We start from the raw sequence: 13769 nt of genomic DNA, 5'->3' as shown, positions 1-13769 counted from the left end.
GAACACTCCCCGTACTGGCCCGCCCCTGCACAGGCGGGCCCTTTTTTGTTCATGATCCGAAGGCCAAAATGAAGATCGCCGAAATTCACATCTACAGCCACGAACTGCCGGTCAAAAACGGCCCCTACACGATGGCAAATGCCGAAGTTTGGGCGCTGGACACGACCCTTGTGAAACTTGTGGCCGAGAATGGTCTGGTGGGGTGGGGGGAAACCTGCCCGGTCGGTCCGACCTATGCCGAAGCCCATGCCGCCGGTGCCCGCGCCGCATTGGCCACAATGGCACCGGGCCTGATCGGGGCCGAGGTGCTGCCGGTGCCGCTGCATCGCCGGATGGATGTGGTGTTGAACGGGCATAACTACGCCAAGGCGGCGGTGGATATTGCGACGCATGATCTGTTGGGCAAAGCGCTGGGCGTTTCGGTTGCTGATTTGTTGGGTGGCGCAGTGAGCCGCAGATTGCCCTCCTACTACGCGACCGGGGTCGGGGCACCGGACGACATCGCGCGGCTGGCGGGTGAGAAGCTGGCCGAAGGCTATCCTCGCCTGCAGATCAAGGTTGGTGGGCGCCCGGTCGAGCTGGATATCGAGACGATCCGCAAAGTGTGGGAGGTGATCCGGGGCTCGGGCATGAGGCTGGCGGTCGATGGCAATCGGGGCTGGACCACCCGCGATGCGCTGCGGGTCAGTCGCGAATGCCCCGAGATCCCGTTCATCATGGAACAACCCTGCAACACCATTGAGGATCTACAGAAAATCCGGCCACAGGTTCAGCATCCGATCTACATGGACGAAAACAGCACCAGCCTGAACACCGTTATCACTGCTGCGGGAACCGGTCTGGTGGACGGGTTCGGAATGAAACTCACTCGGGTCGGCGGTTTGCACCCCATGCGCGCCTTCCGTGACATTTGCGCGGCGCGCAACCTGCCGCATACCTGCGATGACAGTTGGGGCGGGGATATCATCGCTGCCGCCTGCACGCATATCGCGGCAACTGTGCGCCCGGACTTGTTGGAGGGCGTCTGGCTCGCAGCGCCTTATATTGATGGGCATTACGATCCAAAAAACGGCATTCAGATCAACGGCGGGCATATCGACCTGCCAACCGGGCCGGGCTTGGGTGTTATGCCTGACGAAAGCCTGTTCGGCGCGCCTGCCGCGTCATTTTAGATTGGGTGACAGAATGGATTTGAACGGAAAAGCAGCCCTTGTGACAGGCGCGGCAGGTGGGATCGGTACCGCACTGGTGCAGCGTTTGCGCGATGCCGGTGCGCGTGTCGCCGTGGCAGATCGCAATGTGGACGGGATCGAGGCCGAGGCGCATTTGCCAGGTGATCTTCTGAACCCCGATTACGCGGACGCTTTGCCCAAGGCGGCAGCTTCGGCTTTGGGTGGTCTGGATATCGTTCTCAACAATGCGGGCGTTATTACGCGCGGGTCTGTCACCGAGACCTCGGATGACGATTGGTCCTTGTCATTGGGCGTGAATGTCGAAGCCCCGTTTCGCATTTGTCGGGCCGCGATTCCGATCATGGCCGATTGCGGCGGTGGAGCCATCGTCAACACAGCCTCTTGCTGGGGGCTGCGTCCGGGGCCGAACCACGCGGTCTATTGCATGACCAAGGCGGCCATCGCGTCGCTAACGCAGTGCATGGGGATGGATCATGCGCATCAGGGCATCCGCATCAATGCCGTTTGCCCGAATGAGGTGAACACGCCGATGTTGCGCTCGGGCTTTGAAAAGCGGGGATTTGACCCCGACACCGCCGTGGCCGAGCTGGGCCAGACCGTACCGCTGGGCCGCATAGCCGAGCCTGAGGATGTCGCAGATGTCATTATGTTCCTTGTCTCGGACGCGTCGCGTTATGTTTGCGGCACATTGGTTGAAGTGAACGGAGGCAAGCCGGTCTCATGACGCGATTTGAAGGCAAAACCGCGCTTGTCACCGGCGGGCGCAGCGGGATTGGTCGGGCCATTGCCGAACGGCTGCGGCACGAAGGCGCGCGCGTGTTTACGGCGCAGCGTGGGGCAGACCCGGAGCTTGAATGGATCACGGCGGACTTTACCGATCCGGATAGTCCCCGGCGGGTGGTGGATGCCGTTATCGCCAAGGCCGGGCGTCTGGATGTTCTGGTCAACAACGCAGGTATGATGCAGGAATCCTCGGTCGAGGATATGAGCCTTGAGGACTGGCAGCGCACTCTGACCGTCAATCTGACAGCGCCCTTCCTGATGATAAAAGCCGCGCTGCCGCATCTGCGCAAAACGCGGGGTTGCATCGTAAATACCGGATCGATCGAAGGTTTGGGCAGCAATCCCGGTCACGCGGCCTATTGCGCGTCCAAGGCCGGTTTGCATAGCCTGACCCGCGCTGTTGCTGTGGATCACGGGGCCGAAGGCGTCCGCTGCAACGCGGTCGCGCCGGGGTGGATCGACACCGACCTGAACGAGGATTTCGTCAACGCGATGCCCGATCCCGATGCGTTTCGCCGAGATATTGCAAATATCCACCCTGTCGCCCGGACCGGACGGCCCGAGGAAGTTGCGGCGCTAGTCGCGTTTCTGGCCTCGGAGGATGCGGCATTCATCACCGGGCAGATATACACCGTTGATGGTGGGCGAATGGCAAAGCTCAGCCTGCCCTGAGACCTTCGGCGCTATTCCTTGCCCGAGCGCCATTCCTTCCAGATCAGATAGCTGTTTGCCCCGAGCGAGGCGAAGGGCTCGGGCGGCAGGCGCGGCAGGTCCGGCTGCGCCAGAAAGTGATCCGCGATTTCTGAACCGCCCTGCAGCACAAGCTCGGCAATGCCCATTCCTTGCAATGTCCCGCGGGCGATGCCGAGGCCGTTCTGGCAGCAGGCAGAAAAGATGCCGTCCTCCAGTTGTCCAAAGGCGGCTGATCCATTGCGGCTGAGGCAGAGCATTCCGGCCCAGCGATGCTCCATCCTCACATCAGGCAAATGCGGGAAGCGTTCCGTGAACTTCCGGTCATGCACCCAGCCCGCGTTGCGCAACCGCATCGGGCTGGTTTCGATGCTCGGGTGAAAGCTGGAACAGGTGCGGATCAGGATGCGATCCCCATAGCTGCCCGACACGCGCCGGACCGAGGTGCCCATCGGATCGGCCGGCGTTGCCGACCAGCGCGACTGCCCGCCTAGCGTATTGATCTGCGCCTCGGTCAGCGGGGCCGTGATCGAGGCGTAGAGGCAGATATGCATCAACTGCCGCTGGTAGAACCCAAAGCTTTCAAGATGGCCGTTATTGGCCAGAATGATCCGCCCGGTGCTGACCCTGGCCTTGGGGGTGTTGACCACCCAACCTGCACCTTGCTTTTCAAAACCGGTGACCGGAGAGTTCTCGATCACGTCTATCTGTTCCGCCAGTCGGGCCGACAGCGCCCGGATATAGGCTGCTGGCTGGATCATCACCGTTCCCGGTGCATAAAGACCCGAGGTATAATGCGGGCTGCCCGTAATCTCTTGCATCTGCTGTTGATCATAAAGCGTATGCGGCTCGCCCAGTTTGGTCAGATGCTCGGCAAATTCGTGATTATGCGCGTCACCCGCCTTGGTGGCGGCGGCGTTGTACTTGCCGCACGGGTCGAACATCTCCTGCGGCAGGTCGCACTCATCGGCCACTTCGGTCGCAAAACCGATGGCCTTGCGGTTCAGCGCGATGGCGGCGCGATCCGCCTCTAACTCTTCGCCCGCGTAATTGTCCGAGGCCAGATCATGCGGCAGGTCGATCATGAACCCCGAGTTCCGCCCTGCCGAGCTGTCAGCGAATTGGGCCGCCTCCAGCAGAACGATTTTCAGGGACGGATCCAGTTGGTGCAGCCGTCGCGCCGTGCTGAGCCCGGCAAAACCGCCACCGACAATGGTGATGTCGGCGTTTTGGTCCTGTTCCAGCACCGGCAGGGGCGTCTGGGATGGCAGGATGGCATTCCATCCCGCCGGGCCGGTCTGCCGGGGCAGTCTTTTGGCCTTGAACCGTGTCAATCCACGGCCTCGTCCGCGTCATCGGCCAGATCGATCCAGATGGTTTTCAACTGAGTGTACTGGTCATGGGCATGGACCGAGTTGTCGCGACCACCAAAACCCGATTGCTTGTAGCCGCCAAACGGGGTGGTGATGTCGCCCTCACCAAAACTGTTGACTGTGACGGTACCCGCCCGGATCGCCCGCGCGCCGCGAATGGCGCGCTTTGCGTTGGCGGTGAAGATCGAGGCGCAGAGGCCATAGTCGGTGTCGTTGGCAAGCTTGATGGCCTCATCAAAGCCCGACACTTCGATCACCGACAGAACGGGGCCGAAGATTTCCTCGCGCGCCAGAGTGGCGTCATTGCCGGGCACTTCGACCACAGTGGCTTCGACAAAGCCCCTCTCAGCTTTTCCTCCAATGACCACGTTTTCGGCCTGATCCAGACAGCCGCACACTTTGTTGTAGTGCCCTTCGCTGACCAGCGCGCCCATACGGGTTTCCGGGTCAAGCGGGTCGCCGATATTCCACTGTTTGGCGTGATGCGCGATGCGCTCCAGCAGTTCCTCTTTCACGCCCTTATGCACGATCAGGCGGGACGAGGCCGAGCAGTTCTCGCCCATATTCCAGAACGCGCCGTTCACCACATGCGCGGCCACACGATCCAGGTTTTCGGCGTCCTCCATCACGATGGCGGGGTTCTTTCCGCCCATCTCAAGCACCACCTCTTTGGCGTTGCTTTCAGCAGAGTAGGTCAGGAACCGCTTTCCGGTGACGGTCGATCCGGTGAAGGACACCATGTCGATATCCGGATGCCGCCCAATCGGTTCTCCGACGTCGGCCCCGCCACCGGGCACGATATTCAGCACGCCGCGCGGCAGACCGGCCTCCATCGCCAGTTCGGCCAGACGCAAAGCAGTCAGCGTGGTTTCCGCTGCCGGTTTGACAACGACCGAACAGCCTGCTGCCAGAGCAGGCCCGATCTTCCACGCCAGCATCAGCAGGGGGAAGTTCCACGGTAGCACCAGCCCGACAACGCCGATGGGTTCGCGCACCACCATGGCGATGTGATCGTCGCTGGCGGGTGAGACCTGATCGTAAATCTTGTCAATCGCCTCGGCGTGCCATTTCAGGCAGTGAATCGTCTCGGGCACGTCCACGGTTTCGCAGTCATAGATGGTCTTGCCGCTGTCGATGCTCTCCATCACCGCCAGTTCGCGCGCGTTGCGTGTCATCAGCTTGCACAGCCGGATCAGCACGTCCTTGCGCTCGGATGGATGCAGTTTCGACCAGCGGCCATCGTCAAATGCCTCACGCGCCTTTTCGACAGCAAAATCCACATCCGCCGCACCGCAGGCGGCGATTTCGGCCAGTTTTTCGCCGGTGGCGGGGTTCACCGTCCCGAATGTCTCACCCGAGATCGCCGGGCGGAATGCGCCATCAATGAAGGCTCCGGTCGGCAGTTCCAGATTGGCAGCGATGGATTTGTATTCGTCCTTAGTAAGCAATCCCATGCCTTAGCCCTCCGCCACGATATCTGCGATTGTCTTTTTCAATACGCGCGTCACCTGTTCTAGCGCGCGCTTGTCGTCCTTGTTCAGACCTTTCAACGGAGGCCGCATCGCGCCCGCGTCGATCCCGTTCATGGTCACACCGTGTTTGATGGTCTGGATGAATTTGCCGCCCTGTTCCAGCACCCGCATCAGCGGCATCATGGCGGACATGATCCGGCGACCCTTGGCGAAATTGCCCTCGATCACGCAGGCCTGATACAGGGCCACATGCTCTGCAGGCAGGAAGTTCGACCCGCCGCAGACCCAGAACGGTGCGCCCCAGGCAAAGAACTCCAGCGCCTGATCGTCCATGCCGCAGCCCAGCTGGATATGCGGATAGTCGCGCGCCAGCAGATGCACCCGGTTGATATCCCCCGAGCTTTCCTTGATGCCGCAGAAGTTGCGACTGCGACCCACGCGGTCGAGGAATTCCTCACCCATCATCGTGCCGGTGCGGTGTGGGTAGTTATACAGCATGACAGGCAAGTCAGCGGCTTTGTCGATGGCCAGCGCGTTCAGTGCGTTTTCGCGATCGGTTGGCACTGAATAGGGCGGGCTGGCCAGCAGGATGGCATCGGCACCGATCTCACGCGCGCCCGAGGCCAGGGCAATCGAATCCGGTGTCAGCATTGCCCCGGTTCCTACGACCAACGGCAGACGGCCCTTCAACTGCTCATGCGTGAACCGCGCCAGTTCCAGCCGTTCCTCGACAGTCTGCGCATAGTTCTCACCGGTCGACCCGCCCGAGATCAGGCCGTGCACGCCATTCTCAATCAGGTATTCGATCACCTGCGCCAGAGCGTCCCAATTCACGCGTCCATCGTCGTGATAGGGCGTGACCACCGGGGTATAGATTCCCTCAAATCTGAAAATCGGGTTCATTCCGTCCTCATGCAGGTTTCGAAAGTGGGACGCCCATCGGGACATCCAGCGCGTCGGGCATAACGAACAGCTCGATCTGATCGCGTGACAGGTTCCAGTGATCCTCAGCCAGCTGCGCAGCAGCCGCCTCATCGCCCGCCTCGATGGCGGCGATGATGGCGTCGTGCTGACGGCTGGCTTCTGACAGGTTTTCGGACATTTTGGCCGTCTGAGGCCGGTAAAAGGTCATCCCGATCCGGGCGTGATCGATCAGCAACCGGTTAAACGACGGCAGCAAGTAGACATTGCCTGACATCTCTCCGGTCACGTCATGAAAGCGGTTGTTGGCCAGCGCGCGATCCTCGGCAGACCCCGACCGCAATGCTGCCTTAAAGGCGTGTTGGGCGTCTTTCAAAGCGTCCATCTGCGCGTGCGTGGCGTTTTGCGCCGCTAGCCGCAGGATTGCGCCGTAGATCATTGGGGCTGCCAGAAAGAAGTCGCGCAATGTGGTGTAAGACATCTCGGACACCCGCGCACTGCGATTGGCGCGCAGATCCAGATAGCCCTCGCCTGCCAACTGCCTGAACACTTCGCGCAGCGGCGTCCGGGACAGGCCAAATGCATCGGACAGATGCGCCTCATCCAGATCGGTGCCGGGTTGCAGGCGCAGCGTCAGAATCGCGACCTTCAGATGCTCGGTCAGTTCGGTTTTGCGGGACTTGGCATCGTCTTTCATCAGGGCCCTCTGGCTTGGCGCGGACGAATCACAAATCCGGCCGCTGTGCACCACCTGTATTCGAAAAAAATACAACTTGTATACAGAAAAAAATCGTGCAGCATGACACTTCCTGAAAGACTCGGGCGCGAACTGCCCAATTGAACTGGAAACACCATGCGCCAAACGCGGCACATCACCTTCATCCTGGTCGAGGAGTTTTCGCACCTCGCCTTTTCCTGCGCGGTCGAGCCGTTGCGGATTGCCAATCTGGTCAGCGATGAAAAGCTATATGAGTGGACCCTGCTGTCCGAAGATGGCGAACGTGCGGTGTGCTCGAACGAGCTGGTGACTTTGGTGCATGGCGGTTTGGATGACCTGACCAAAACGGACCAATTATTCGTGTTGTCGGGCATTCACATGCGCAATCACGTCACGCGACCGTTGCTGTCCACTCTTAGGCGCGAACGGGCGCGGGGGACGCCAATTGGGGCGTTGTGTTCCGGGGCGTGGCTGCTGGCCGAGGCCGGTTTTCTGGACGGGATGCAGGCCGCAATTCACTGGGAATATCACGACGCGTTCATGGAGGCGTTTCCCGAAGTGAACCTGGTGCGCAGCGTATTTGTGGCTGACGAAAAGCACATCACCGCCTCGGGCGGCACGGCGACGGCGGACCTGATGCTGCACCTGATCGAACGCGACCACGGAGAGGAACTGGCCATCGAGGTGGCCGATCAGATGGTCTATAACGCCGTCCGAAACGCCACCGCAAAACAGCGCGTCTCGCTTCAGTCGCGCAACGGGATGCGCAATGCACATCTGGCCAAGGCAATCCAGATCATGCAGGGCAGTATCGAAACGCCGGTCTCGCCATCCGACATTGCCGAGACCTTGGGTATTTCGACGCGCCAGTTAGAGCGTTTGTTCGGCAAATACCTCAACACCTCGCCCAAGAAATACCTGATGGAGATGCGTTTGGAGCGGGCACAGAAGCTGTTGTTGCAAACCGAAGCCTCAATCACCGAGGTCGCCATTGCCTGCGGCTTTGAAAATCCCGGCCATTTCTCACGCGTGTACCGGTCAAGCTTTGGTGTGACGCCGCATTCGCAAAGAAACAAGATCGACTGAGAACGGCAAGGCGGGGGGAGCACAGCAATCATCCGAAAATTGGACAATCGCGTGCTCACCCCCTGAACCCGCCGAGATACCCCCTCGTTAAAAATCTGACTAGTCAACCGTTCGGCGGGCTTAGGTGTCGATATATATCGATATTGGCATAACTATTGCGAGATCATGTCACTTGTGCGTTAGTTTCTGCCACAATGATTAACATTTGAACTTTGAAGAGGTCAGATGCTGGGTATGAAACGCGAAATCGGGCGCTGATGATCGCGGCTAAGTTCGCCGAAATTGTCCCCAAATCAACCGCCCGCCCACATCCCGAAAGAGCTTTCGTCAAACTCGGCGACCATAGGTGCGTGATCGGATTCTGGGAATTTGCTGTCGGTTGCGAAGGCGATGCTTTCGTCATGGATAAGTTCGTTATGAATCTCGGCATTCACAAAACTTGCCATCATGCGGCGCGACACAAGCATATGGTCCAGCAGGTTGGGTTTTCCGTGGTGATACAGGGTAAAGCGGCGGCTTTGTGCGACGGATAGCGCGACAGGGTGCATGACCCGGTCATTCAACGCGGGGTTTCCAGTGTCCTCGGTCGTACCGCGAATGGCCATGATCGGCACGTCGTTGGGCTCGGCGTTGAAATCGCCGCAGATCAGGATTTTGGCGTTCGGCTCGTTCTCGAAGATACCATCGACAAACAAACGCGCCTCCAGCGCTGCACCGACCCGTTTCATGGATGAAATGAAGTACCCTTCGGCCCAGCCCGCCGCGCTGGCCCATTTGTAATTTGTTGGCCCCTGTCCCGGAATCGGAGTGGGGATTTTCGACTTGAAGTGGACGTTCAGAATGTGGATCGGATCCTCCTGACCTTTCCTCAACCGCACATAAAGGGACGGACGTTCCCATTTGACGTCCACAGGACCCGGATTGCCGGTTGCCGTAACCCGCGAATAGGACGGCGGATTCACCAGCGTGTTCTGAACCTCCCGAACCTCTTCAACGGTCATGTCGGGCGAGGACGCAACAACCAGATTGCGGTATCTTTCGACATCGGGTTTGTTTTTCAGAGTGGTAGAAGAGAGCGAAAATTGCTCGTACCTGGTGCCCGTCAGCAACGTGCCAAGCGCCCGAAGCTGCCGCGGGCCGCTGTCCATATCCTGTCCGTGAACCTCTTGAAAACAGATGACATCCGCCCGCAGTCTTTCCAGCATCGGCTGCAGGATTTTGACGCGATCATCAAAGGCGGCTGTGCTGGTTTCTGATGTGCCGTCGTCGAGGTTCTCAATGTTGAAAGTCGCAAAACGCATGGCGTGGTCCTCAATGAAATGAATACAAAAACGCTAACATATTGGGGTAGAAATGATACCGTTTTGAGACAAACGGCTGAACAGATGGCGGATATTCTGATACAGCCACATGATTGCCATTCGTGCAAAAACTGCTCCCTGAGGACAAGTTTATCGCCCGGTTCAAGGGTCATATTCGGTAGGTTTGCCCAAGGATTGCCCGAAGCGACCATTGCCGCCAGCGAAATCATGGCCTCGCTAGGATTGCACAACACTGAAAGCGGGATGGTGCTGCTGGAGAGAATTGAACTCTCGACCTCTCCCTTACCAAGGGAGTGCTCTACCTCTGAGCTACAGCAGCGCTGTGGGCGGGTGATTAGACTCAAACGAAACGGGGCGCAAGGGTGTCTGGACGGTTTTTTTCGCCTCCTGTAGAGAAAGACCATGGCAGACAAAGATACACCTAAAAAACACGGCAAATCCGGGGATGCGCGGGAAGAGCGTTTGAAGGCTGCGCTTAAGGCGAACATGGCGCGGCGCAAGGCGCAGGCCAAGGCGCGGGCGGCATCCGACGACAATGCCGGTAAGGACGAGGGATAAGAGCAGATGGATTCGATTCTGGTGACGGGCAACGGGCCGCTAAACGGTCAGATACCGATTGCGGGGGCCAAGAACGCGTGTCTGACGCTGATGCCTGCAACGCTGTTGAGCGAAGAACCGCTGACGCTGACCAATGCGCCGCGGCTGAGTGACATCAAGACCATGACCGCCTTGCTACAATCGCTTGGGGCCGAGGTGTCGTCTTTGCAGGACGGGCAGGTGATCGCGATGTCCAGCCACAACCTGACCAGCCAGACCGCTGATTATGACATCGTGCGCAAGATGCGCGCCTCGAATCTGGTGCTGGGACCGTTGCTGGCGCGGTTCGGGCAAGCAGTCGTGTCGCTGCCGGGCGGGTGTGCGATTGGCGCGCGGCCGATGGACCTGCATGTAGAAGGGCTTGAGGCACTGGGCGCCGAGATTGAGCTGAAAGACGGCTATTTGCACGCCAAGGCACCGGGCGGGTTGAAAGGTGCGGTGCACGAGATGCGCTTTGCCTCGGTCGGGGCCACCGAGAACATCGTCATGGCCGCCACGCTGGCCAAGGGCACTACGGTGCTGAAAAACGCTGCGCGCGAGCCCGAGATTGTCGATCTGGTCGATTGCTTGCGCAAGATGGGGGCGCAGATTTCCGGTGAGGGCACTTCGACCGTCGAAATTCAGGGGGTCGAGCGGCTGCACGGTGCAACGCATCAGGTTGTGACCGACCGGATCGAGCTGGGCACCTATATGCTGGCCCCGGCCATTTGCGGCGGTGAGGTAGAGTTGCTGGGCGGTCGGATGTCTCTGGTCGACTCGTTTGCGGCCAAGCTGGATGCAGCGGGCGTCAGCGTGACAGAGACCGAGAAAGGCCTGAAAGTGACCCGCAAAAATGGACCGGTGCGCGCTGTGGACGTGGTGACCGAGCCCTTCCCCGGTTTCCCGACCGATCTGCAGGCGCAGATGATGGCGCTGATGTGCACGGCCGAGGGGACTTCGGTGCTTGAAGAGCGTATCTTCGAGAACCGCTTTATGCATGCGCCCGAACTTGTGCGCATGGGCGCGAATATCGAGGTACATGGCGGCACCGCCACGGTGACGGGTGTCGAACGTCTGAAAGGTGCGCCGGTTATGGCGACCGACCTGCGCGCCTCGGTCTCGCTGATCCTTGCGGGGCTGGCGGCGGAAGGTGAGACTACGGTCAGCCGGGTCTATCATCTGGATCGGGGGTATGAACATGTGGTGCGCAAGCTGGAAGGTGTGGGTGCCAAAATCGAACGGATCAAGGGCCAATGACAGACGCAAGCTTTGAAGACGGGCGCGAGGCCCCGCTGAATCTGGGGGCCGAGGATGCGGATGACCTGCAGGTAATCTCAACCCTCGCGCAGGACGCCGTGTTTCCGGTGACAGAGATGACATGGCATCCCTCGCAGCGCCGGTTTGGCCTGTTGCTCAACCGTTTCCGCTGGGAGGACAAGGACGCAGCCACGCGCCGTGATCGCCCGTTCGAGCGGGTGCAATCGGTGTTGGTTTTCGATTCCGTGCTGTCGGTGGCCAGTCAGGGTGTCGATCGCAGCGACACGGATATGGTCATGTCCCTGCTGTCGGTCGATTTTGAACCCGGTGAAGATGGCGCGGGCCAGATCATGCTGACGCTCGCCGGAGATGGAGCGATCCGACTGACGGTTGAGGCCATTGAAGCAACGCTCAAGGACGTGACGCGGCCCTATCAGGCCCCGTCCGGTCAGGCCCCGAACCATCCGGAATAAACGCGGCATATCGCAGGCGTTCACCAACCCTGTCGAGGGGATGGTGCTGCGCCGCGCGACCGTGTTCGACGTGTTCCAGATGAGCCAGGTGTTGATCCGGTCGATCACCCATCTTTGTGCTGCGGATCATGGGAAAGACCCGCATCTTCTGTCCCTGTGGACGGCCAACAAGGATCCGCAGACCATTCGTGGATGGATTCAATCCGGGTCCGAGGTCTGGGTCGCGGAACTGGCCGGGCAGATTGCAGCCGTCGGCGGCGTGGGGCTGGGGTCCAAGATCTCTCTGCTATACGTCGATCCGTCTTATGTCCGTCGTGGGATCGGTCGGGCGCTTTTGGCGCGGCTGGAGCAGGAACTTGCAGATCAGGGATGTGAACAAGCGTCCTTGGATGCCACGCATACCGCGCGCGCCTTCTACCTGAGATACGGGTGGGTGCAGGCGGGCGAGCCGGAAGACTGGCGCGGGATGACCCAGTTCCCCATGCGCAAATCGCTGCACCCCGCCAAGAAGGGTTGAGACCTGCGGGTCCCGGCGATATGTCCCCGTGAAACGCTCCGGAGTGCCCGATCATGCCCGTATTCCTTGATACCACATCGCCCGAGTTTGAAGCCGCTTTTCAAACCCTGCTGTCCGCCAAGCGCGAGGACAGCCCGGATGTGGATGCAGTTGTAGCCGGGATCATCGAGGATGTCCGGGCACGCGGCGATGCAGCAGTGATCGAGCTGACCGCCAAATTCGACCGGCTGGAACTGACGCCGGAAACGCTGGCGTTTTCGGCCGAAGAGGTGACGGAAGCGGTTGCGCAGGTATCAGAGGTCGACCGTGCCGCATTGGAACTGGCGGCTGCGCGTATCCGCGACTATCACCAAAAACAGATGCCTCAGGATCAGCAATGGACGGATGCTGCGGGGGCAACGCTGGGCTGGCGCTGGTCGGCGGTTTCGGCGGCGGGGCTTTATGTGCCGGGCGGGTTGGCCTCTTACCCCTCATCCGTGTTGATGAACGCCATACCGGCAAAGGTGGCGGGCGTGGAGCGGCTGGCCATCGTGGTGCCGACGCCGGGCGGTCAGGTGAATCCCTTGGTTCTGCTGGCGGCGCAACTGGCAGGCGTGGACGAAATCTATCGCATCGGCGGCGCGCAGGCTGTTGCCGCGCTGGCCTATGGCACGCAGACCATCGCGCCGGTCGACAAGATCACAGGTCCGGGCAACGCCTTTGTCGCGGCTGCCAAGCGGCGGGTCTTTGGCAAAGTGGGCATCGACATGATCGCGGGCCCGTCCGAGATTCTGGTCATTGCCGACAAGGACAATGAACCGGACTGGATCGCGCTGGACCTGCTCAGCCAGGCCGAACATGACGAAAGCGCGCAGTCGATCTTGATCACGGATGATGCGGCATTCGGGCAGGCCGTGGCGCGGGCGGTTGAAAAGCGGCTGGAAACCCTGCAGCGGCGCGAGATTGCCGGGGCAAGCTGGCGCGATTTTGGTGCGATCATCACCGTGCGTGATCTTGAGGAAGCCGCTGCGCTGTCCAACCGTATTGCCCCTGAACATCTTGAGCTTTGCGTTGCAGACCCGGTGGCGCTGAGTGAAAAGACCATCCACGCGGGCGCGATCTTCCTGGGTCAATACACGCCTGAAGCCATTGGCGATTATGTGGGCGGCCCCAACCACGTGCTGCCCACGGCACGGTCTGCGCGGTTTTCGTCCGGCCTGAGCGTTATGGATTTCCTCAAACGCACGACGCTGAGCCAGATGACCCCCGAAGCGTTGCGTGCCATCGGCCCGGCAGCCGAACAACTGGCGCAATCCGAAAGCCTTGAGGCGCATGGATTGTCGGTGACGGCGCGTCTGAAACGGCTGAACGGCTGATGTGACGCAAAGACCTGTGGAATATGGCGCTTC

14 protein-coding genes and 1 tRNA gene are annotated in these 13769 nt (G+C 60.2%); 9 read left to right on the top strand and 6 right to left on the bottom strand.

The window, feature by feature from the left end; all coding sequences use genetic code 11:
- Positions 1-68: 68 nt before the first annotated feature.
- From ACR0AC_RS03550 to ACR0AC_RS03540, 3 genes are read left to right on the top strand one after another with little or no spacing between them, the layout of a single operon-like run.
- The gene (locus tag ACR0AC_RS03550; protein ID WP_480871961.1) at positions 69-1172 is read left to right on the top strand and encodes a mandelate racemase/muconate lactonizing enzyme family protein; all 1104 of its coding nucleotides are present in this window, start codon (positions 69-71) and stop codon (positions 1170-1172) included.
- A gap of 13 nt (positions 1173-1185) precedes the next feature.
- Entirely contained in the window at positions 1186-1917 is a 732-nt protein-coding gene (locus ACR0AC_RS03545) for an SDR family oxidoreductase (RefSeq protein WP_170452454.1), read from the top strand.
- Positions 1914-2648, top strand: coding sequence for an SDR family NAD(P)-dependent oxidoreductase (locus tag ACR0AC_RS03540; RefSeq protein WP_480626307.1), 735 nt, complete (start codon positions 1914-1916; stop codon positions 2646-2648). Before ACR0AC_RS03545 ends, ACR0AC_RS03540 begins: the two co-directional genes overlap by 4 nt.
- Before the next feature lie 11 nt (positions 2649-2659).
- Here ACR0AC_RS03540 and ACR0AC_RS03535 read toward each other — a convergent pair whose 3' ends face one another.
- From ACR0AC_RS03535 to ACR0AC_RS03520, 4 genes are read right to left on the bottom strand one after another with little or no spacing between them, the layout of a single operon-like run.
- Positions 2660-4000, bottom strand: coding sequence for an NAD(P)/FAD-dependent oxidoreductase (locus ACR0AC_RS03535; RefSeq protein WP_480871958.1), 1341 nt, complete (start codon positions 3998-4000; stop codon positions 2660-2662).
- Positions 3997-5493, bottom strand: coding sequence for an aldehyde dehydrogenase (locus ACR0AC_RS03530; RefSeq protein WP_480871956.1), 1497 nt, complete (start codon positions 5491-5493; stop codon positions 3997-3999). Before ACR0AC_RS03530 ends, ACR0AC_RS03535 begins: the two co-directional genes overlap by 4 nt.
- A 3-nt stretch (positions 5494-5496) precedes the next feature.
- Entirely contained in the window at positions 5497-6414 is a 918-nt protein-coding gene (locus ACR0AC_RS03525; RefSeq protein WP_170622983.1) for a dihydrodipicolinate synthase family protein, read from the bottom strand.
- A 7-nt stretch (positions 6415-6421) separates the two neighbouring features.
- A complete protein-coding gene (locus ACR0AC_RS03520) occupies positions 6422-7129 on the bottom strand; it encodes a GntR family transcriptional regulator (protein WP_480626305.1) in 708 nt (235 codons plus the stop codon).
- A gap of 156 nt (positions 7130-7285) precedes the next feature.
- Between ACR0AC_RS03520 and ACR0AC_RS03515 the strand changes: the two genes are divergently transcribed.
- Positions 7286-8236, top strand: a complete 951-nt coding sequence (locus ACR0AC_RS03515; RefSeq protein WP_170452443.1) for a GlxA family transcriptional regulator — start codon at positions 7286-7288, stop codon at positions 8234-8236.
- Between the two features lie 293 nt (positions 8237-8529).
- Here the strand turns inward: ACR0AC_RS03515 and ACR0AC_RS03510 are convergent, their stop codons facing one another.
- Both ACR0AC_RS03510 and ACR0AC_RS03505 read right to left on the bottom strand, forming a co-directional pair.
- Positions 8530-9537, bottom strand: coding sequence for an endonuclease/exonuclease/phosphatase family protein (locus ACR0AC_RS03510; protein WP_480871954.1), 1008 nt, complete (start codon positions 9535-9537; stop codon positions 8530-8532).
- 265 nt (positions 9538-9802) lie between these two features.
- Positions 9803-9877, bottom strand: a tRNA-Thr gene (locus ACR0AC_RS03505).
- A gap of 83 nt (positions 9878-9960) precedes the next feature.
- Here ACR0AC_RS03505 and ACR0AC_RS03500 point away from each other — a divergent pair.
- From ACR0AC_RS03500 to hisD, 5 genes are read left to right on the top strand one after another with little or no spacing between them, the layout of a single operon-like run.
- Complete coding sequence (locus tag ACR0AC_RS03500) at positions 9961-10116, top strand: hypothetical protein (RefSeq protein ID WP_480871952.1); 156 nt, start codon at positions 9961-9963, stop codon at positions 10114-10116.
- 6 nt (positions 10117-10122) lie between these two features.
- Positions 10123-11391, top strand: a complete 1269-nt coding sequence (gene murA / locus ACR0AC_RS03495; RefSeq protein ID WP_480871950.1) for a UDP-N-acetylglucosamine 1-carboxyvinyltransferase — start codon at positions 10123-10125, stop codon at positions 11389-11391.
- The gene (locus tag ACR0AC_RS03490) at positions 11388-11864 is read left to right on the top strand and encodes a DUF2948 family protein (protein WP_170452417.1); all 477 of its coding nucleotides are present in this window, start codon (positions 11388-11390) and stop codon (positions 11862-11864) included. Before murA ends, ACR0AC_RS03490 begins: the two co-directional genes overlap by 4 nt.
- 40 nt (positions 11865-11904) lie before the next feature.
- Positions 11905-12381 (top strand): GNAT family N-acetyltransferase, encoded by a 477-nt coding sequence (locus ACR0AC_RS03485; RefSeq protein WP_480871948.1) that lies wholly within the window; start codon positions 11905-11907, stop codon positions 12379-12381.
- 53 nt (positions 12382-12434) lie between these two features.
- Entirely contained in the window at positions 12435-13736 is a 1302-nt protein-coding gene (gene hisD / locus ACR0AC_RS03480) for a histidinol dehydrogenase (protein WP_480871946.1), read from the top strand.
- Positions 13737-13769 lie beyond the last annotated feature (33 nt).

It is taken from the genome of Ruegeria sp. H7 (genome assembly GCF_056532945.1).
The sequence above is the reverse complement of the archived record's forward strand: the minus strand, read 5'-3'. Positions and strand labels throughout refer to the sequence as shown.

What these genes read in the sequence shown, in the direction of transcription:
- ACR0AC_RS03550 (WP_480871961.1), top strand. Translation starts at nt 69, where the DNA reads ATGAAGATCGCCGAAATTCACATCTACAGCCACGAACTGCCGGTCAAA.
- ACR0AC_RS03545 (WP_170452454.1), top strand. Translation starts at nt 1,186, where the DNA reads ATGGATTTGAACGGAAAAGCAGCCCTTGTGACAGGCGCGGCAGGTGGG.
- ACR0AC_RS03540 (WP_480626307.1), top strand. Translation starts at nt 1,914, where the DNA reads ATGACGCGATTTGAAGGCAAAACCGCGCTTGTCACCGGCGGGCGCAGC.
- ACR0AC_RS03530 (WP_480871956.1), bottom strand. Translation starts at nt 5,493, where the DNA reads ATGGGATTGCTTACTAAGGACGAATACAAATCCATCGCTGCCAATCTG.
- ACR0AC_RS03525 (WP_170622983.1), bottom strand. Translation starts at nt 6,414, where the DNA reads ATGAACCCGATTTTCAGATTTGAGGGAATCTATACCCCGGTGGTCACG.
- ACR0AC_RS03520 (WP_480626305.1), bottom strand. Translation starts at nt 7,129, where the DNA reads ATGAAAGACGATGCCAAGTCCCGCAAAACCGAACTGACCGAGCATCTG.
- ACR0AC_RS03515 (WP_170452443.1), top strand. Translation starts at nt 7,286, where the DNA reads ATGCGCCAAACGCGGCACATCACCTTCATCCTGGTCGAGGAGTTTTCG.
- ACR0AC_RS03510 (WP_480871954.1), bottom strand. Translation starts at nt 9,537, where the DNA reads ATGCGTTTTGCGACTTTCAACATTGAGAACCTCGACGACGGCACATCA.
- ACR0AC_RS03500 (WP_480871952.1), top strand. Translation starts at nt 9,961, where the DNA reads ATGGCAGACAAAGATACACCTAAAAAACACGGCAAATCCGGGGATGCG.
- murA (WP_480871950.1), top strand. Translation starts at nt 10,123, where the DNA reads ATGGATTCGATTCTGGTGACGGGCAACGGGCCGCTAAACGGTCAGATA.
- ACR0AC_RS03490 (WP_170452417.1), top strand. Translation starts at nt 11,388, where the DNA reads ATGACAGACGCAAGCTTTGAAGACGGGCGCGAGGCCCCGCTGAATCTG.
- ACR0AC_RS03485 (WP_480871948.1), top strand. Translation starts at nt 11,905, where the DNA reads ATGGTGCTGCGCCGCGCGACCGTGTTCGACGTGTTCCAGATGAGCCAG.
- hisD (WP_480871946.1), top strand. Translation starts at nt 12,435, where the DNA reads ATGCCCGTATTCCTTGATACCACATCGCCCGAGTTTGAAGCCGCTTTT.